At 47.9% G+C, this 20404-nt stretch carries 16 protein-coding genes; 8 read left to right on the forward strand and 8 right to left on the reverse strand.

The window, feature by feature from the left end:
- Positions 1 to 91: 91 nt before the first annotated feature.
- The 3 genes from iadA (at position 92) to KIU71_RS13145 (ending at position 3284) form a co-directional block, all read left to right on the forward strand.
- The gene (gene iadA / locus KIU71_RS13135) at positions 92 to 1243 is read left to right on the forward strand and encodes a beta-aspartyl-peptidase (protein WP_214131883.1); all 1152 of its coding nucleotides are present in this window, start codon (positions 92 to 94) and stop codon (positions 1241 to 1243) included.
- A gap of 107 nt (positions 1244 to 1350) precedes the next feature.
- Positions 1351 to 2043 carry an ABC transporter ATP-binding protein gene (locus KIU71_RS13140; RefSeq protein WP_315853295.1) on the forward strand — a complete coding sequence of 231 codons (693 nt, stop codon included), beginning with the start codon at positions 1351 to 1353 and terminating at the stop codon, positions 2041 to 2043.
- A complete protein-coding gene (locus KIU71_RS13145; RefSeq protein WP_214131755.1) occupies positions 2040 to 3284 on the forward strand; it encodes an ABC transporter permease in 1245 nt (414 codons plus the stop codon). Before KIU71_RS13140 ends, KIU71_RS13145 begins: the two co-directional genes overlap by 4 nt.
- 472 nt (positions 3285 to 3756) lie before the next feature.
- On the opposite strand, the gene KIU71_RS13150 is transcribed toward KIU71_RS13145, so the two are convergent.
- The 4 genes from KIU71_RS13150 to KIU71_RS13165 form a co-directional block, all read right to left on the reverse strand.
- Positions 3757 to 4014 (reverse strand): ribbon-helix-helix domain-containing protein, encoded by a 258-nt coding sequence (locus tag KIU71_RS13150; protein WP_214131756.1) that lies wholly within the window; start codon positions 4012 to 4014, stop codon positions 3757 to 3759.
- 382 nt (positions 4015 to 4396) lie between these two features.
- Complete coding sequence (locus KIU71_RS13155; RefSeq protein WP_214131757.1) at positions 4397 to 4855, reverse strand: acyl-CoA thioesterase; 459 nt, start codon at positions 4853 to 4855, stop codon at positions 4397 to 4399.
- The gene (locus KIU71_RS13160) at positions 4856 to 6028 is read right to left on the reverse strand and encodes an iron-containing alcohol dehydrogenase (protein ID WP_214131758.1); all 1173 of its coding nucleotides are present in this window, start codon (positions 6026 to 6028) and stop codon (positions 4856 to 4858) included.
- Positions 6029 to 6037: 9 nt separating this feature from the next.
- Positions 6038 to 7060, reverse strand: a complete 1023-nt coding sequence (locus KIU71_RS13165) for a LacI family DNA-binding transcriptional regulator (protein WP_214131759.1) — start codon at positions 7058 to 7060, stop codon at positions 6038 to 6040.
- Positions 7061 to 7575: 515 nt separating this feature from the next.
- Here KIU71_RS13165 and KIU71_RS13170 point away from each other — a divergent pair.
- Together KIU71_RS13170 and KIU71_RS13175 are read left to right on the forward strand one after the other, a co-directional pair.
- Positions 7576 to 8949 (forward strand): MFS transporter, encoded by a 1374-nt coding sequence (locus KIU71_RS13170; RefSeq protein WP_214131760.1) that lies wholly within the window; start codon positions 7576 to 7578, stop codon positions 8947 to 8949.
- A 37-nt stretch (positions 8950 to 8986) separates the two neighbouring features.
- Positions 8987 to 10675: a glycoside hydrolase family 13 protein gene (locus tag KIU71_RS13175; protein WP_250207499.1), complete on the forward strand. Its 1689-nt coding sequence runs from the start codon at positions 8987 to 8989 to the stop codon at positions 10673 to 10675.
- A gap of 147 nt (positions 10676 to 10822) precedes the next feature.
- Here KIU71_RS13175 and KIU71_RS13180 read toward each other — a convergent pair whose 3' ends face one another.
- Together KIU71_RS13180 and KIU71_RS13185 are read right to left on the reverse strand one after the other, a co-directional pair.
- Positions 10823 to 12310, reverse strand: a complete 1488-nt coding sequence (locus KIU71_RS13180; protein ID WP_214131761.1) for a tryptophan halogenase family protein — start codon at positions 12308 to 12310, stop codon at positions 10823 to 10825.
- Positions 12311 to 12492: 182 nt separating this feature from the next.
- Positions 12493 to 15402, reverse strand: coding sequence for a TonB-dependent receptor (locus tag KIU71_RS13185; RefSeq protein ID WP_214131762.1), 2910 nt, complete (start codon positions 15400 to 15402; stop codon positions 12493 to 12495).
- A 311-nt stretch (positions 15403 to 15713) separates the two neighbouring features.
- On the opposite strand from KIU71_RS13185, the gene KIU71_RS13190 reads away from it, so the two are divergent.
- Positions 15714 to 16508 carry a hypothetical protein gene (locus tag KIU71_RS13190; protein WP_214131763.1) on the forward strand — a complete coding sequence of 265 codons (795 nt, stop codon included), beginning with the start codon at positions 15714 to 15716 and terminating at the stop codon, positions 16506 to 16508.
- Positions 16509 to 16511: 3 nt separating this feature from the next.
- Here the strand turns inward: KIU71_RS13190 and KIU71_RS13195 are convergent, their stop codons facing one another.
- Complete coding sequence (locus KIU71_RS13195) at positions 16512 to 17249, reverse strand: HesA/MoeB/ThiF family protein (RefSeq protein ID WP_214131886.1); 738 nt, start codon at positions 17247 to 17249, stop codon at positions 16512 to 16514.
- 5 nt (positions 17250 to 17254) lie between these two features.
- On the reverse strand, positions 17255 to 18481 hold the full coding sequence (moeA, locus tag KIU71_RS13200) for a molybdopterin molybdotransferase MoeA (RefSeq protein WP_214131764.1): 1227 nt from the start codon (positions 18479 to 18481) through the stop codon (positions 17255 to 17257).
- A 184-nt stretch (positions 18482 to 18665) separates the two neighbouring features.
- On the opposite strand from moeA, the gene KIU71_RS13205 reads away from it, so the two are divergent.
- Together KIU71_RS13205 and KIU71_RS13210 are read left to right on the forward strand one after the other, a co-directional pair.
- Positions 18666 to 19463: a substrate-binding periplasmic protein gene (locus KIU71_RS13205; protein WP_214131765.1), complete on the forward strand. Its 798-nt coding sequence runs from the start codon at positions 18666 to 18668 to the stop codon at positions 19461 to 19463.
- Positions 19464 to 19561: 98 nt separating this feature from the next.
- Positions 19562 to 20305 (forward strand): SDR family NAD(P)-dependent oxidoreductase, encoded by a 744-nt coding sequence (locus KIU71_RS13210; protein WP_214131766.1) that lies wholly within the window; start codon positions 19562 to 19564, stop codon positions 20303 to 20305.
- Positions 20306 to 20404: the final 99 nt, after the last annotated feature.

Genomic DNA, 20404 nt, shown 5'->3' on the forward strand with positions numbered 1-20404 from the left:
AGCTTGTTCAATTAGGATCGTCTGCCTTGATGAAAGACCCTCACCACGGAGTATTTAGTCAGTGACCATTCAGTCAAACGAAGCCCAGCCCATGATCCTTATTAAAAATGCTGATGTTTATGCACCAGAACATCTCGGCTTGCGGCATATTGTTATGGGTGGCGGCAAACTTTTGTATATCGGTCAAACGCTTCCGACCCTGGCTGATGAGTTTGATGTCACAGTGATTGACGCTGATGGCCACATGGTGACCCCTGGTTTTGTGGACAGCCACACGCACATGACCGGCGGCGGCGGTGAAGCGGGCTTCTCGACCCGTGTTCCGCCTGTGCCGATGAGCAAATTTACTCGTGCAGGTGTCACCACGGCGGTTGGCCTGCTGGGGACCGACGATCTGACGCGCAACACTGAATCAGTTATTGCGCAAGTGTACGCACTGCGCGAAGAAGGCTTTTCAGCCTACTGCTATACCGGCGGCTATCACTTACCGCCAACAACGTTAACCGGTTCGGTTAAATCAGACATTGTATTTATTGAGCCAATTGTGGGCGTTGGCGAATTGGCGATCAGCGACCATCGCTCCAGCCAGCCGACATTGAACGAGCTACTCAAAGTCGCTTCTGAAGCGCACGTTGCGCGATTGATGACGGGTAAAGCAGGCATCTTGCACTTGCATCTGGGTGATGGCAAACGCGGACTGAGTCTGATACGTGAAGCATTGAGTGAAGCTGAAATTCCGGCCCGTACTTATAATCCAACCCATGTGAACCGTCAAAAGACCTTATTTGAAGAAGCTTGTGAACTGACTAAACACGGCTGTTGGATTGACGTGACAGCGTTTGAAACGGATGGTGAAGGCTATGAGCCTGCCGACGCATTGCTGCGCTACATGTCCACATCGCTGGCACAGGATAAACTGACCATTAGCAGCGATGGTGGTGGCTGTTTACCGTCCTTTGACGGTTGCGGGCACATGACAAAGATGGATTTTGCTGATTCTAGCGCCATGACCGATGTGTTCTATGAATTGGTCGATGACGGTCACAATGTGGCTAATTTTCTTCCGTTTTTCACCAGCAACGTAGCTGACGTGATGTGCTTCCAGCACAAAGGCCGGCTAATCCAAGGGCTGGATGCCGATGTCCTGATTTTCGGTGAAAACAAGCGCTTGAAGCACGTTATTGCGCAAGGTCGCTTGCATATCAAAAACGGTGAAACCCTGCTTAAAGGTACCTTCGAATAGGTATCACCCCGGATTTGTCGCATTGCGCTTGAGCTTTACCGCAGCAACCTTTACAACCGAAACAACACAGCTTAGTGTGCTGTAAGTAACGCATATGGAGAGGGCTAGTGAGTTTGTCTACCACATCACCTGCTGTACAGTTTGAGAAGGTCACCTTCGCCTACGATCATAGCGATGCGCCGGTGATTGATGTACCGGCGTGGACATTAGCTCAGGGGCAACATAGCTTTATTTACGGCGCATCAGGTTCGGGTAAAAGTACCCTACTTAATCTCATATGCGGCACTTTGGTTCCCACATCGGGCGAGATTGCACTACTAGACAAGCCATTCTCCACACTAAGCTCATCTAAGCGGGACGCTTTTCGTGCACGTCATATTGGCGTTGTATTTCAGCAGTTTAATCTTATCGAATACCTCAGTGTGGCGCAGAACATTCACGCAGCGGCACATTTTGCGCGGCATAAGCACGCTGATTTAGATCAGACCATGGCATCATTCTGCCAACGGCTAGAATTGCCTGTCAGTATTTTATCTCAACAGGCGAGTACACTCAGCGTCGGCCAACAACAACGAGTGGCCATTGCGCGAGCTTTGATTAACCGCCCTGAATTGCTGGTGGTGGACGAGCCAACGTCTGCACTGGACCGCCAGGCACGAGATGGCTTTATGCAGCTGTTATTCGATTGCCTATCGGGTACACAAACAACATTACTGTTTGTGAGTCATGATGAAGCATTGGCAGAGCGTTTCGAGCATCAGCTCAACATCACCTCATTCACACAGGCAACATCGGTATGATCAGTACTATCGCACTGAACAGTTTGAAGAACCGACGCGGAGCGGTTGTGCTGTCGCTATTGTCCATATTTGTCAGCGTGATGGTGCTGCTCAGTGTGGATAATATTCGTCAACAAGCCAAGGACAGTTTCGGTCGCACCGTGTCAGGGGTCGACTTGATCGTTGGCGCCAGAACCGGCCAAGTCAACTTGTTGCTGTATTCCGTGTTCCGTATGGGTAACCCGACCAACAATATTAGCTGGGACAGCATAGAAACGCTGCGCGCTGCACCGGGCGTTGATTGGGTGGTGCCTATCTCACTGGGTGATTCGCATCGCGGTTTTCGTGTGATAGGCACTACAGACAGCTACTTTAACCATTTCCAATACGGTAACCAGAGAGCGCTTGCGTTTTCGCAGGGTTCCGCGTTTTCAACGCCTTTCGGTGCGGTTATTGGTTCGGATGTGGCAGAACAGTTGGGCTACCGCATTGCTGACGAGATCGTACTGTCACACGGTGTTGGCCATACGAGCTTTACGCATCATAAACATTCACCGTTTAAGGTCGTTGGTGTGTTAGAACCCACGGGTACACCGGTGGATAAAACAGTGCACGTCAGCCTTACAGGGCTGGCCGCGGCTCATATGCAAGAGGCCGATGTGGATGCACTCGTGGATCGTCTTGCACGCGGCGAAACAGCAAATGTTGAAATCAATCAGGTCACAGCCGCCTTCGTTGGCTTAGAAAACCGCATTCAGGCGCTTCAACTGCAACGCAATATTAATCAATTCGACGGCGAGCCATTGATGGCTATTTTACCCGGCGTTGCACTGGCTGAACTGTGGCAACTCGTTGGCAGTGTGGAAAATGTATTATTAGTGATTTCCGCGCTCATTTTATGTTCATCGTTGCTGGGCATGGCGACCATGTTACTCACCTCTATCCGTGAGCGACAACGTGAGTTCGCCGTTTTACGTGCCATTGGGGCAGGCCCCCACGTGGTGTTTGCGCTCATTCAACTGGAAGCTTTTTTAATCAGTGTCGTGGCAAGTTTTGCGGCGCTATTTGCTGTGTGGCTTGCACTGGCGTTGGGGCAGGAATGGCTAAGTCATGAGTATGGTTTGTTTATTGAAAACGAGGTGATGTCGCTGTCTTCATTGATCCTGATAGGCATAGTCTGTGCGGCCAGCTTCGTGATCGCCTGCATACCGGCCATTAACGCCTTTAGGCAAAGTCTTCATCAAGGGCTTTCTTCTAAATAGCGTTTGTTGCAGATCGATTGTTTTTGTGAGAAGTCAGCCACGTAGTCACCTTTAAATCGCCAACACTTTTTCGACGGGCGCATCAATCTGTGTAGCTTTCGACACATCTTTACCTTCATTCAATTCATCAATAGCCGCCTGAGCAGCAATCCTGACAAACACTGAGGCCGAAACAGAAAGGTTTACAGTGTCAATTGGATATAGCTATAAATGCGGATTTACTTTTCTTAAAATGCGAGAAATTTCAATATAGTCAACTCGTCTAACGAAAAATATAGAGTATGAGTTAACAACAGCTCGCTGATATCCTTTTTTGATGTAATCTACATTTGGTTATATTTCAGAATGTTGCGCTATCGTCTCAAATTTACTGGCAAGCTCTTAATAAAAAGCAACAGCGTTGCCTTCGCCGTGATGTTCTAAACCGTATTCTAAAATATTTACCAAGTCCTTATCTGCGGCGTTTGTTAGCCTATAACTTGGCATTTAATGCCCTCTTTTGAAGAACATCATTCAGAATTTCTTTAGGTGACCTGTCAGAAATCCCACTGTTTTCGGCCATAAGCAAAGCCTCTCGAATGACATTGATTTCCTCAGAACGTGTTTGTTCCTTGCGAATAAGGTCGCGCAGTAACTCGCTATCACTGGCGTATTTACCCGTGTTTAGCTGTGCCTGCAGCCATTCATTTTGTTGGTTCGTTACCGTAATGCTCTTTTTAACCATACTCATAGGGTAGATCTCCAGTCACATGGTAGTATTTAATGCTACCACTGATGGAATGATGATCGCGACTATCCAAAGCAATCGGCATCTCATTAGCATAAGGCTGGAGCCACTCTCAAAAGCCTGATTGCGAAACACCATTTGAATAGCGAAGACGTCAATACAGTCGAACTGTGGACGAATGGACTGAGTCGATTGGGCTAGACCACCCCAATATGGAACTCACACACTGCGCGGTACTAAATCGTCGTTGATTTATAAGAAAGCTAAAAACGTAAGGGCGTGTCAGTTATTACTAGGGCATTCTAAGATTGAAACACGACAGGTTGTCTTGGGGGTGAAGTAAACAATGCATTAGCGTTATCTGAAAATCTTGATGTTTTCATCGCTAGAGCGTGTCGATCAGAGATCGAGATATTGCGGCTAAGCCATCGTGTAATTGCCCTGAAACAGCAACCGGTTTATGTGTTTCACGATCGACGAAAACGTGCGTTAGCGAGCCTTGTGCGCGCAACAGATTATCATTATGCCAGAATAATCCGAGCTGATAGTCTACCGAGGAGTGGCCAATTCGCGTCACACGAAGCCCGCACTCAAGCTGTTCGGGGTATGCAACAGGCTTAAAATAAGCACATTGAGATGCAACGATAAAGCCAATAACGTTGCCCTGATGAATATCTAAACCGCCCCGCTCGATGAGGAAGCGATTGATGACTGAGTCAAAATACGCATAGTACGTGACGTTATTCACGTGCCCGTATAAATCATTGTCACCCCAGCGCGTCTGTATAGGATAGAAGCAGGCAAAGTCGCTCCGACAAAGTTTCTCAGTTTGACTCGCCCTCATCTACAACACCTTTTTATAAATTGCGAGCGCATCGTCAAAGTTCACGCTACGCGGATTATTTACCAACAGCCGCGTTTGCAGCATGGCATCATCCGCCAGCATAGCCAGGTCGTTCTCGCTAACGCCTAACGCCGATAATCGTCGCGTGAGGGGTAAACTCTGAATAAGATTGTCAATGGTATCGATAACGCATTCAGCTATTTCTCGGGGAGTTTTGCGTGCCGTATTTAGGTCAAAAGAAGCCGCTAACTCAGCATATAAAGGCGCGCAGCTCTCTAGATTGAAACGCATCACTTCAATCAATACCAAAGCATTGCTGAGTCCGTGCGGAATATGAAATCGCCCGCCGAGTGGATACGCTAAGGCATGAACTGCGCCGACTGGCGCGTTTGCAAACGCCTGCCCCGCTTGAAATGCGCCGAGTAACATCGCTTGGCGTGCCAAGGTGTTCTCACCATGTTGCGTGGCAGCAACAATATTGCGCGACAGCAGCCGTAGTGCATTGTGTGCGAGCATGTCAGAGTACGGGTTTTTATGAATGGCGCTGGTGAATGCCTCAATGGCATGAACCATAGCGTCAATACCTGTCGCCGCGGTAATCGCTGCAGGTAAACCTTCGGTTAAACTGGCATCCAACAGCGCAATATCAGCATACAGTTGCCTAGCAACAATACCGGCTTTCGTTGTACTGCCGGTGGTGACAATCGCTATCGGGGTAGCCTCAGAGCCCGTGCCTGCCGTCGTCGGTGCCAGGATCAGTGGTAAACGTTTGCCAATGACCTTGTCAACGCCAATGATGTCTTTGAGCGCCATTTCAGTGCCGCACACCACCGCAATCAACTTCGCGACATCCAGAGAGCTTCCTCCCCCAACGCCTATCACACCGTCAATGTGGTGCATTTGAGCACGTTGGACAGCTTGTTCAACAACATCAACGGGTGGATCGGCGACCACATCATCGAAAACACAGATGGGGAAGCCTGCCGTGTGCAATGGCCGGGTAAAACGCTCGATTAACCCCGTCGCCATTAATCCTTTGTCGGTCACTACAAGCGGGCGAGAGATGCCCAGCTGACTACACAACTCCGCGATTTTTGCAGCCCCGTTGGGCTGATTAATCAAGCTCGCGACAGTATTGAACTCGTAAGATGACGCTACTGAAGACGGCTGCATAGACAGGCGCTAACGCAACGAGCCGCGTTGCACAATGCGTGTTTCGAGCACCACTTGTTTATTCACCGCGCCCTCCATCAAAAGTTGTGCGGCCAGCTTGCCCTTTTCGATACTTTGTTGGCAGACCGTGGTTAACGGCGGCTGAGAATGCTCTGCTTCGGGAATGCCATCAAAACCTGTGATCGCCACATCTTCAGGCACGCGTAGCCCTAAATCTCGCGCAACGCGAATAGCCGATAAGGCAATAACATCGCTCATGCACAGCAATACTTCTGGTCGAGGCATTTTAGTCAATGCCTCTCGTGCAGCGATTTCAGCGTTGTGACGGTTGTTGATTGGGATGTGCCAGATCGCATCAGCGGCAATGTTCACACCTCGCTCATTGGCTGCTTGCATAAAGCCCGCTAAACGGCTTCGAGAAATCTCCTGATACTCCATGTCGACATCGGCCTGCGTCAGGCGACATACTCGATTAAAATCAATAAGTTTAAGCCCCAGAATCGCCGTTTCTGTTTTATCGCCTTTCAGGGCCAGTTTAGCAATCTCATAAGCGCCATGCTCGTTATCGATATTCACCGACGTGGTTTCCGCTGATTCAAAATCAACGATAACCACAGGCTTACCGTTGCGCATGACGCGCTGCAAAATTTTCTGCGGAATGGTGCCGTACAAGAGAAAGCCATCCGGCAAAGACTCAGCACCTAGCTGCTCCGACGTATCAACCAAACTTGAGAGCAATAGCATGTGCTTGTTGTTTTCAACGAGAACATCAGCGACGCCCTGCAACAGTTGACTCGCGACAGGGTCTGAAAGGCTATAGCTGAGCGAATCAGACAGCATCACACCAATGACATCAGACTCACCGCGGCGTAGCGTTCGTGCCGCCAGATTTGGCCCGTGATATCCCAGTTCAGCCGCATCGCGCAGGATCCGTTCTCGCAGTTTTGCTGACAATTGATCAGGTCGGTTAAACGCGTTTGAGATAGTGGCGGTCGATACACCAAGGGCGTTCGCGACCTGTTTAAGGTTCATTTTAGGTTTAATGGGGTCCTACCTTGTTCTATCGACCAGATGCGCTTAACGAGTGAGCGATCTGGCTACTTACATCAGTTAACGTAAAGGCTTCTAAAACATCTTAACGATTTAAGAATTATTCGAACATCAATATAGCGCTGAAACACAAATTTAACAATATCTAGCGACTTTGCTCCGGTGAAACACGGAGAATAAACAGCCACTATCTATTATGTCTACGGTACCGCCAGATCGCATAAAGGGTCGTGAAAACGCCCCAAAAAACTGAAATGAAAATTTTTAAACCTTAAAAATCATTACGTTAAAGAGATTATTAATTTTAACACTTTGTTCATTCAACAATGCACAATACGTCATCGGCGATGCTTTTTTTATTGATATTGTGGACTTTATTTTTTCTAAAAGAATAACTGGAAATCAAAATCTTAAACCTTTAAGATTGGGCTTAACATCATTTTTACATCCCCAAATTTGTGAGATTAATCACAAATTCGATTAAAAGGATTAAGACTATGTCAACATTAGGGGCTAAAAAGCCTTCTTTATCGTTCTGGCAAATCTGGAACATGAGCTTCGGCTTTTTGGGGATCCAATACGGTTTTGGATTACAGCAAGCTAACCTCAGCCCAATTTTTCGGTACCATGGCGCAGAAGAAGCTGGGTTACCTATATTGTGGCTTGCCGGCCCGGTAACGGGGCTTCTGATCCAACCTCTAATCGGCGCCATGAGCGACGGAACGTGGACGCGCTTTGGCCGCCGCAAACCATACTTTTTGTTTGGCGCACTTATCGCCAGTATCGCAGTCATGTTTATGCCATATGTACCCTATTTGTGGATGGCGGTCGGCTTATTCTGGATCCTGGATGCTGGTATGAATACCGCCATGGAACCCTACCGCGCCCTTGTTGGCGACAAATTAAATAATGAACAGCGCACGTTGGGGTATGCCGTACAAACGTTCATGCTGGCCGGCGGCCAGATGCTTGCCGGATTGATGCCATTAATTATGCTGGCGGTTGGTGTGTCAGCTGCAACGGATGGCAACACGATCCCTGATATCGTCAAATATTCATTTGTAATAGGCGTCGTCGCCATTATTGTGTCGATGTCATGGACGCTTTACACCACCAAAGAAGATCCACCTGATAACATCGAAGCGTTCAAGAAAGAGCGCGAAGGCAAAAACTTATTCTTCAGTGCCTTGGTCGATATCGGTGGCGCCGTCAAAAACATGCCCGACGAAATCCGCCGACTGTGGTGGGTTAAGTTTTTCTCATGGTACGGCATGCCGTTAATGTGGCAGTACCTAGCGCTATCCATTGCGCGTCATAGCTTTAACGCGCCCACACCAGATTCACCAGGCTTTGCTGAGGGAACAGCCAACGTCGGGCTAGCATTTACGGTCATGAATGTGACCACGGTGGTCATGTCGTTTCTGGTTCCTTCTATCACGCGAAAAATCGGCAAGAAGAACACTTATGCGTTGTTTTTACTTGTCGGTGGCATTGGCTTTATCTCCATGCTAGCCAACGATTCATTGGCTTGGGTATTGGCAGCAATGTGTCTCGTGGGCATTGGCTGGGCCGGTATTATCACTATGCCTTTCATCATTGCAGCAGATGTGGTTGACCGTAAGCAAATGGGCGTTTACATGGGCTTACTGAATGCGTTCATTTGCCTACCGCAAATCATCAGCATGGTCACTATTGGCTTCTATTACGACTCAATATTGATGGGCGATCCGCGCAACGCTCTTGTCCTGTGCGGTATTTGCCTAGTCATCGCTGCTGGTTTTGCAATGCGCTTGCGTGACCGCTTACACCAAGTTGATACCGCCGATGTGCTTGAGTCCGAAACCAATGCACGCACGATGACCGAGCGCTAAGCTCGGTCGATTTTTTCTATTTTTTCCGGAGTCTCTCATGCCCGCATTGAGCGAAATAAAACGCGAATGGTGGAAAGAAGCCATCGTTTATCAAATCTATCCACGCAGCTTTCAAGACAGTAATGGCGATGGGATCGGCGATATTCGCGGTATTATTAATCGGTTAGACTACATCGCCAGTCTCGGTGTCGACGTGATTTGGCTCAACCCGGTTTACGACTCGCCTAATGATGACAATGGCTACGATATTGCTGACTACCGTCAAATTATGACCGAGTTTGGTGACATGAACGATTTCGACGAATTGCTTGCCGGCATGCATGCTCGTGGTCTTAAGCTAGTGATGGATTTGGTCGTCAATCATTCCAGCGATGAGCATTATTGGTTTCAACAGTCACGGCAATCACGCGATAACCCATACCGAGATTACTACCACTGGTGGCCGGCAGAGAAAGGTACGCCGCCGCGTCGTTGGAGTTATTTTGATAAAGAAAGTAACGCCTGGGCTTATGATGCACAAACCGATGCCTACTACTTGCATTATTTCTCGGAGAAGCAGCCTGATTTAAACTGGGAAAACCCCAAATTACGCGCTGAAATATACGACATGATGCATTTTTGGTTTAGAAAAGGGATCGATGGCTTTCGAATGGACGTCATTACATTCATCTCTAAACACGACGGATACCCTGAGTTTGAGGAAAAGTATCAAGGCCAGCACATGATTGATATTTATGCACAAGGCCCCCGCTTACATGAGTATTTGCAAGAAATGCATCATGAAGTATTACAGCACTACGACATCATGACCGTCGCGGAGGGCCCGGGAACTAAACCCGACAATGTGATGAAGCTTGTTGATGAACGGCGCGGCGAGCTCAATATGAACTATCATTTTGATCATCAGGGCATTGGTGTCGGCGAGCGCTACATCATCAACGAAGACTTTCAAAACCTGGTTGAGTTTAAACGCGTCCTGACGGAATGGGATGAAGTATTCAGCGAACATGGCTGGAACACAATTTATCTGGGTAATCATGATTTCCCGCGCATGGTAACGCGTTGGGCGAATGACAGTCCTAAATGGCGTGCAACAGCCTCCAAGATGCTGACCACGTTTTTGCTCAGTATGCGCGGTACACCCTACTACTATATGGGTGATGAAATCGGCATGAGCAACATCAAATTTGATCGTATCGACCACTATAAAGACTTGATGACCATCAACTGGCATCATCTGACGCAAGCGGAAGGTGGTGATCTAAACGAATTTATTGAATCCCACAAGATCACGGCGCGCGATAATGCACGGACGCCTATCCAGTGGGATAGTTCAGAACATGCAGGTTTTACTACTGGCACTCCGTGGCTACCGGTAAACCCCAACTACACCATGGTCAATGTGGCTGCTCAAGAGCAAGACAGTCAGTCAGAGCTTAATTTCTTCCGTAAAATGGCAAGCTTGCGTAAACAGTCAATGACGCTCATCTACGGAGACTATCAATGTTTGTTTGCTGATCATGAGCATGCGTACGTTTATACGCGTACGCTGGATGACGAACAACTGATTGTGCTATTGAACTTTTCCGAGCAATCAGTTGCACTGGAGCTGCCTATGGCGGTTAAAGACTCGGCGCTCATCAACAATTATGATCACGTTGATATTGACGGAAAGACCGTTACACTGAAGCCCTATCAAGCCCTTATTTTGAATACCTTGGCATAAAAAGCGAAGTACTGGGGTGCGACGCAGTACAAAACCTGTTTATCTTTCAATTTATGCATCAGTTGACCGGCATTGTAAAATATTAGCCGCTCAATATTGCATAATACGGAAGATGAACAGGCTCTGAGTGTACAGCAGTTTTGATTGTTAACCCGTAAACTGCTGTAAAAACTCATCATGTGGCAACATCTTGGTTAGCGGTTGCTGTTTGGCCGCTAAGATCTTTTGCATCACATCAGACAACGCCTGCTCATCCAGAGCATTCACACTCGGGTGATAATCTTGCGGCTGGATCCCCTGCCCCATCATCACTTGTAGCCACGAGGCATCGCGAAAAATATCATTCTGGTCATTCATAAGTGCACCGGCTTGCGCAAAGGCGTCGATTTTCAAGGCCAGTCTTTCTGGTATATCAAGCGCACGCATGTCGCGCCAGAATTCAGAATCATCTCGCTCATTGACGTAATAATGCAGCACAATAAAGTCACGAATGGTTTCAAATTCCTGCTTCGATTCAGCGTTGTACAAATCCACCATTGCCGGTTTAACGCCGTCATTTGGGAACATCTTCATCAAGCGCACAATACCTGACTGAATTAGGTGGATACTGGTTGACTCCAGCGGCTCTAAAAAGCCACTGCTGAGTCCAATTGCGACAACGTTTTTGTGCCATTGTTTATCCGTTCGCCCAGTTTGAAAAGTAATTTTACGCGGATCACCAATCGCCTTCGAGTCCAAGTGGCTGAGCAGTGTGTTCAGTGCCTCATCATCACTGCAATACTGCGAACTGAACACTATCCCGTTACCGTTACGGTGTGTTAACGGTATGCGCCACTGCCAACCCGCTCGATGAGCAATGCTGCGCGTGTAAGGCAGTGTGGTTGCGAATCGTTCACTGGGCACAGCAAAGGCGCTGTCTGCGGGTAACAAGTGGCTCCAGTCTTCATAGTTTGTTTTCAACGCCTGCTTGATCAGAAGTCCGCGGAAACCGCTACAATCAACAAATAAGTCGCCTTGAATGCATTCACCACTGGCGAGCCTCAAAGACTCAACAAAGCCAGATTCAGGTTCAAGCTCTACCGATTCAATCTTACCTTCCGTGCGCGTGACGCCCCATTCTTCTGCGAGTTTTCTTAAATACTGGCCATACAAGGCAGAATCGAAATGATAGGCGTAGGGCATGTCATAGACGGGGTTTTGTGTGTTGATCTTGTTAAAAATCCCTTTCTGAGACGCCAAGAAATTCAGATCAAAATCCCATAACGACTGTTTCAGTCCCTGCGATTTTGCTTTCAGCCAATAATGATGAAAACTACAGAATCCAACGGTTGCCCCCGGTGCTCCGAAAGTATGAATGTAGCTCTCGCCTGGCACCCGCCAATTTTCGAATTGGATCCCCAGCTTAATTGTTCCGTGTGTGGCTTTTAGAAAAGCTTTTTCGTCTAAACCAAGATACTGATTAAACAATTGAATGGGAGGAATTGTCGCCTCGCCCACACCCACAATGCCAATCTCTTCGGATTCAACCAAACGGATATCAACATTTCGGGGTAATACCTTGCGCAATAAGGCCGCTGTCATCCAGCCTGCCGTTCCACCGCCAGCGATGACCAGTTTCCTCACGGGCTTGTGCATATGATTTACCTTTGATTTGATGGATGCAAACGAAAGTCGCTAGTCTACCGTAAGTCGCGTGAACTACCCAGCGACATCGATGTGCTCTGAACGCGGTTTTTTACCAACACTCGTCGATAAAAAAAGACCTCAAAAGCTAAACACAGGGCATTTAGCTGATGAGGCCTTTCACGGGACGCTTTTTAATAGAATGAGTAGTTAAAGTTCACCATGTAAGAAGGACCAAATGAACGACGTTGTCTCACGATGCCAGGGAAGCTGTCATCACTGGTTTCTTCGTCAACATCGGTCAAGTTAGTGCCTTGCAACGAGACACGCAGACCTTCTAACCATTCAATGTTGGTGTTGCCAGCAAAGTCATAGCTGATTTGCGCATCAACCAAAGTGACGCCTTCGCGGGTCGCCTCAGCAATCTTATTTGAACCGCCACGCTCGTAGGTCAAGAAGTCAGAACGGTCAGTTGCGGCAACTCGCACCTCAAAACCATTCATTTCGTAGTAGGCCGTGAGTGACAAAATGTCATCAGACTGACCCGGGATCCGTGAGCCGTCATCCAATTCAGCATCCAAGAAAGTAGCTGATGCTGCCACACCAAAACCATCCAACGCATCGGCAAACATGCCAAATGGAATGTTGGCTGTTAATTCAAGCCCGGTAACACTGCCTTCAAGCCCATCCTGAAAAGAAGAAGCGGTTCCCAAATCCGGTGGCGTTGCAATATCACCTGCAGAGTACTGAACATCGGCTGGGCCATAGGTACCATCAACATCGATAACACGGTCATGGAACCCTGGGATAAAGTAGTTTGCGCCACCATTGGTGGGGTCATTCGTAAAATCAATCAACTCTTGAGAATTCAGGGTCAGGTTGACCAAATCTTTGTAGAACAGTGCGGCTGATACATAACCTTCGCCTTCGAAATAATACTCATAGGATATATCGAAGTTATTGGACTCAAGCGGACGAAGCTCAGGGTTACCACCAGCCTTCGACCAAGGTGAGCCGAACTCGCGAACGGCAGCTTCTGAGTTCGGGATCGTGATCAGCTCAATATTTTGGTTAAACTTCACGAAGGCTGACGCCTGCATCTGATCAATACGCGCGCGACTGATCGTTTTGTTAGCAGCGAAGCGCACAAACTGATTATCTGCCACTTCCATACTGACGTTCAAACTCGGGAGCGTATGTGTGTAATCTGCTCCGCCGGTTACACGGCAGCTATCATCTACAACACCATCATCATTATCGTCACATACCGCAAAGTTGGCGCCAACGATACCAATGAACCCTGATGAAGTCTGATCGGTACGTACGTGTTGCAGCCCCACATTACCGCTCACCTCCATGCCGGCAAGTTCGGTGGTGAAGTCAGCCATTACATAGAAAGTTAAAACCTCCTCATCCACCGTATAGGTATCACCTAATCGATCCGGTTCCAGCAGACCCGCATCGTTTTGCGTGTAAGTACCGTCGTTATAAGGTGCAAAGCCGTCATAGGCGACAACATTACCAAAACCAGCCCAGCTTAGATCGGCTAAGCCAAACACATACTCTTGTGGAATTGAAACGGAACCTGGATAGGCTTCATGAGTCGCAAAGAATCCCTTGTTAACCTTGTCTTTATAACGGTCACTGTAGTTTACACCCGCAGTAATGCCGGTAAAAAAGTCTCCATCGAGATAACCTTGTACTTCAAAACGCACCGTAGTGAGTTCTTCTTCAAAATCAGCAAAGTTTAAAAAGCCGTCTTGGGCGTTTAAGAAGGAGTACGGGTCGCCATTGGGGCGCAATACGTCTGTTTCGAACTGATCCGCCAGATTGGCTAAACCTCCACCCCACACCTGCGGGCCTGTGAGCTGTAACAATGCAGGATCTGAGAAAGCGCCTAAGCCGCTTGAACCGGTAAAGAAAATTCCGTCAGGGCTCATCACAAATTGACGAGAGCCTAGTTGATCCTCAGACAATGTGCCCGAACGCGCCAATCCGGCATAAGATTCACCGCGCAAGTCACGTTTTGAAGATTCGCTACGCGCTGCATCAATTTCAACGGTCCAGTCATCAGTCAGTGCATATTCAATGTTCACACCGTAAACATTTAAATCACCGTCTTTCTGTAACGGATCGGTACGCAGTACAGGGTTGGCATTAATTTGCGTACCTGTTGTGTTAGCCCCCGTACCCGTAACATTTGCGGAAGCAAAGGGTTCGATGAAACCACGCAGTACACCTGAATCTGAATAATCTATATCCAGAAAATCAAAAACCATGTCTATTTTATCGGTCGGACGATATTGTAAGATCGCACTAACGGTATCACGCTCTAGCACGGTGCTGATGGCTTGCGTGTCCAAACCGGTGGGAAGGATCTGACCAGCGTCGTTCTCGGCATAGCCCCACACACCGTATTTCTGTTGGTTATTGGGAGACTCTGTTGTTGCAATGGAAACCGCTAGGCCAATAGTATCGTCAGCAAACTTTTCTACAAATGACAATGCGAAGCGGTGGCCAGTGTCATCAAATTCTGGGTTGTCTGACTCATTACTGAGTTCATAATTGCCGTTGAGTGTTAAGGTTTCCTCAGCTTGCAATGGGCGAACTGTTTGTAAATCTACGGTACCACCAATACCTTGCACCAGCAGCGTTGCATCAGTGGTTTTATAAATGGTCGCACCGGTCATAATTTCTGACGGATACAAATCATACTCAACACCACGGTTGTCACCGATACCAATTAATTCACGGCCATTCAATGAAGTACCCGTAAAATCTTCTTTGAAACCACGCACGGCAATACCGGACGTACGGCCACCCACACGTTCACCGGCCAAACCGGGTAATCGGGCCAGAGATTCGGCAATTGAGGAATCTGGTAATTTACCGATGTCTTCAGCTGAAATCGCTTCAACAATCGAACTGTTATCCATTTTCACCGCTTGGGCACGGATAAGTGACCCACGAATACCCTTAACGGAAATGACTTCAACATTTTCGGCTGAGTCTTGTTGATCCTGAGCTAGCGCATGACCGGAACACATGGCTGCCGAAACGGCAACCGACAACAGTGCTGGTTTGAATAATTGTTTAGTCTTCATTGTGTGTGCCTTTCTTCCACTGGTGTTTTAAGTTAATTGTGTTGCAACTTTGTTAATACTAGTTAACAACTAAAACCCGATCAAGCACTTTCTTAATTGTTTAAGAAAAATTTTGGAAAAAACGCAAAAGAGCTCACCAAAACCCCACAAACAATGCACTTAACGCTTTTAGCTCATACTGACTGTCATGGCGCTTTCGGCGTGTCGCTTTTGCGTAAAAAGGCGGAGTGCAAAATATCACGGGCTATTTACGCCTTACACGATTACCCGTATACTTAAACGTTAAGTCGTATTCGTTTACAGTGGTACTTGTGCAGTCATTAAGATGTTTAGCAACTGGCGTGTTTACACTCACGTTAGCGAGTGCGCTGCTTTTCTTTAGCGTATTCAGTATGGCTGACACCAAAATTGAGCCAACCATTGTTTCGAAGACCTATTTGGTCGGGGTTGAAGATTTAGAATATTATCCACTGTACACCTCGCATGAAAAATACCCTGACAAGGGTCTATTAATCACCCTGATCAAAGAGTTTGCCCGACAGAATAGTTTAGACTTTGAGTTTATCGCATTACCCATCGGGCGGTTCAGCGCGTGGTTTGAAAGCGATAATATTGATTTTCGTTTACCGGATAACCCACACTGGCACTCAGATGATGCCGGACTGATCTTCTCTAAAAGCATTCTGTCCTTACGCACCGCTACTGTCGTTTTGGACTCGCGCAAAGACTGGAAACTCAATCAGTTTACGCGTATTGGTACACTACATGGCTTCGTTCCGAGTCCCCATTGGCAAGCACGGATAAACAACGGAGCATTGGAAATCAAAAGCGATAGCTCAATGATGATGTTGGTCAGAATGCTTTATTCCGACACGGTAGAAGGGTTGGATTTAGATATCTCCGTGGTAAAGCATTATGCAGATAAATTGGGTCAAGATACTGAAAAATTGGCTCTGGCTAAAAAAGTTAAGTCGCCCCGTCTTGGCTATTCGATGTCAACCAAACATTACCCAGAAGTGCTGACTGCACTAAACCAATTTGTTGATGGTCGTCGAGACTTGATTGAAGAACTGCAAAAAAAATATCAGCTTGACGGCAGTTATTAGGCGCTAAGCGCAAACACGGCAGTGCGGGTTCGCTTCAACTTGGAACTGCCGCCATTCCGATCGCAATCCATCATAATGGTGCAGCTGGTTGATGGGTGAGCTTCCATAGCCTGTAACCAATTTAATTGCCTCCAATGCTTGCGTAGCCCCTATGATACCAACGACGGGTGACATCACACCTGATTCAGAGCAGCTCAACTCAGGTTCATGAAATAGGCGGCTAATACACGCATAACAAGTAGATTTCAGCGAGCCGTTAACACACACAATGTGCCCTTCCAGTCGAATGGCCGCGCCAATGACCAACGGAATACGGTGCTGATAACATAATCGATTGAGCTGCAGTCGCGTCGGCAGATTGTCGGTGCAATCGAGCACAACATCGGCTTTCGCCAGTATTGGCACGAGATCGGGATCAGCTAACCGTTGACTCACTGTTTTGATCTGACAACGTGAATTGAAATTTACCAGCGATAGCGCCGCAGATTCGACTTTTCGTTGCCCCAACCTTTGCTCATTGTGCAGCACCTGACGGGGTAAGTTACTTTCCTCCACACAGTCATCATCAATCAGCGTTACGTGGCCAACCCCCGCTGCAACAAGGTATTGTGCGGCTGCACACCCAAGGCCGCCAAGCCCTACGATGACCGTATGGCTTTCAAAAAGCGTAGCCTGGCCTTCAATATCAAAATCCTGTAACTGGATCTGTCGGCTATAGCGCAGCGCATCAGCGCGAGTCATTGCTTTCACGCGATAACCTGACTAAACAATTCAATCGTGACATTCTCGCCTTTACTCACCGCCCCCTGCTCCTGCGGTAACACCGCGTAGCAATTACTCTTGGAAAAGCTAGACAGCACCCCTGAACTTTGTGAGCCCGAAGGGTAAACCATCAATTGCCCAACGTCGTTAGTGAAGCAACAGGCACGCTGAAAATCAGTACGGCCTTTCGATTTTCGAAACGGCTGCGCGGCTTGTGCAATAAGACGAAGTGCAGGAATGCGCGCTTCACCAGACATAAGGGCTAAAGCAGGCTGTACAATGTGATCAAACGTTACTGCGCTTGACACTGGGTTGCCGGGAAGTCCAAAAAAAACGCTATCAGGAAGTGTTCCGAATGCGAGTGGTTTACCCGGTTTAATGGCCAGCTTCCAGAAATTAACCTGCCCCATCGCCGATAACGCTTGTCGCGTGTAATCAGCCTCTCCGACCGACACGCCGCCGGAGGTGATCACGCAATCAGCCTGAGCATTGGCATACTTGAGAGCTTCTTCAATCGCTTTAGGTTGGTCTTTAATAATCCCCAAGTTCACGACTTGTGCGCCTAATCGCTGCAACATCGCGGTTAGCATCGGCGTATTGCTGTCAAAAATATGCCCTTCAATAAAGCTGTTTCCGGGGGATAAAAGCTCATCGCCGGTTGCGAACACAGCTACGTTGACCGGACGAAATACCGTTACTTGATTGACGCCTAATGAAGCCAACAATCCGATATCTACTGCCGATAATCGCTTGCCCTTGGCACATACTATGCTGCCTGAAGTGATATCGCCGCCCGCTTTTCGTACCGCTTCACCTTCGCTTACGGGTGCATTTAACACTAACAAATCGCCGTCAATGGCAGTGTTCTCCTGCATCACAACCGTGTCTGCATTAGGCGGTAACAAAGCGCCCGTCATAATTCTCACACAATTACCTGTAGACAGCGCTCCCTTGTAGGGATTACCTGCAAAACTTTTTCCAACAACGCGCAGCGCGTCAACTTTGCTTAGATCGGCATGCCGAAACGCATAGCCATCCATCGCTGAATTGTCGAAGCTTGGAATATTCATCGGCGACATGATGTCTTGGCTAAGTACCCGTCCTAACGCCTCAGTCAAATTGCACGTCTGAATTTCATCGACAGGGGTGATAAGTTCGGTGATACGTTGAATGGCTTCGTCAATGGGCATTAAAGACGGCTTTTTCGACATAACGTGCAGTCTCCAGGATCAAGTTATCATCTAAGGCGGTCATCATCTTAACAGGATCTAAGGCCCTAAGCCTGTTGAACTTTACCAGACATATTTTGTTTAAGTCTCTGACTGGCGACCCTAGTGTTAATCCGTGTACTCGACTAAGATTAATACACCGCTTTTTGCCACTACATTAATCGCAATGGATCTGTTTCGACTGTTCGTTCTCTCAATAACGCTTGTTTACGCTGCCTCCGTTGCGGCAGGCTCTCGCGTGATAACGGTGGCGGGAGATGATTGGTGCCCCGTTAACTGCTCTGAAAAGAGTGTCGATAAAGGTTTTATGATCGATGCCGCCACACAAATTCTGGCGCTAGAAGGTTACACGGTCAATTATATAGAAATGCCGTGGACGCGAGCGATCAAACTGGCAAGAGATGGCGAGATCGACGCCGTCGTCGGTGCATTTGAAGGCGACGCCCCTGACTTCGTTTTCTCAAACTCGCCCTTACTTTACTTAAGCCCGAACAGTTTGTTCGTGAAAAGTGATACCGAGTGGGAATATAACGGTATAAGCTCGCTAAATGATGTAAGGCTTGGCGTTATCAGCGGCTACGATTATGGCGCAGTGATGAACGATTATATTCGCTCCAGATTGTTTTACGATAACAACCGCATGATCCAAGTGTTCGGTGATAACGCAACCAAACGAAATATCGATTTACTGCGTTTGGGCCGTGTCGACGTCATTGTAGAGAATGCGATTGTATTTTGGTATCAAGTTGCTGATGACGGTGATGCCAATCGGTTTCGGGAAGTTTCCACGGGCGACAGCCCCAAGGCGTGTCACATTGCGTTCTCCCCAGTGATCAAGGATGCCAATGAGCTGGTTAATGCGTTTGATCGAGGCTACCATCGTCTTCAGCAACAGCAAACTTTGCAGAGCATTGCCGAAAAATACAGCATTGATAAAAAGTATTTAAGCCCAGCCTATCAGTAGGTACTCGGCCGACTCACACACTCTCTGAAAAATCTGCGTTATACTCAGTGCCATCACTGGTACGTCCCAGTATTCATTAAGCGAAGAGGAAAGATTCTGTGCCACAAACCATCACGATCATTACTGGCGCAAGCATGGGCATTGGTTTAGCCATTGCCCAACAGCAAGTACGCGAGGGCGCTTTTGTGTTCAATCTTGATCAACAGGATTTTTGCCAACCCTTGGAAAATGCATCGTGGCTCCCCTGTGACGTAAGCAACGTAAACCAAGTACGCCGGCTCATCAACCAGTGTGCAGCAACAACAGGCCGTATCGACCGGTTGGTGTGCAATGCAGGTATCCACCTATCTGCCACCATTGAAGAAACCGGCGAAGCGATGCTTGATAAGGTGTTCGCCGTGAATGTCAAAGGCGCTTACGCGGCAATACAAGCCGTGTTACCCATCATGCGTGAGCAAGAACGGGGCGCTATCGTATTAATGGGGTCCGACCAATCTGTGGTCGGCAAGCGCAGTGCCTTTGCTTACGGTATGAGTAAAGCAGCCCTGGCGTCGATGGCTAAGACAACGGCACTTGATTATGCAGCGTTCAATATTCGTGTGAATGCAGTATGCCCTGGCACCATCGAAACCCCCTTGTTTCACGCTGCCATCGATCGGTATGTGGCGAAAACAGGGAAAGACAAAAAACAAGTGGTTAGGGATGAAGCCGCTGAACAACCTTTGAACACATTAGGTCAGCCTGACGATGTTGCCGCCTTAACCGGATTTCTCTTGAGTGAGCAAGCGCGCTTTATCACCGGAAGCCTACATGCAGTCGACGGTGGGTACACGGCAGGTTAATCTTTGGTATGAGCCACAGCCACCCACCAGCCACCTCACCTATCCCACTGATATTTAATCATAAATTTTCCTGAAACTGCAATTTCAGATTTCTTCAAT

It is taken from the genome of Alteromonas oceanisediminis (assembly GCF_018474025.1).
In the GTDB taxonomy this organism is placed as follows: Bacteria; Pseudomonadota; Gammaproteobacteria; order Enterobacterales; family Alteromonadaceae; genus Alteromonas_E; species Alteromonas_E oceanisediminis.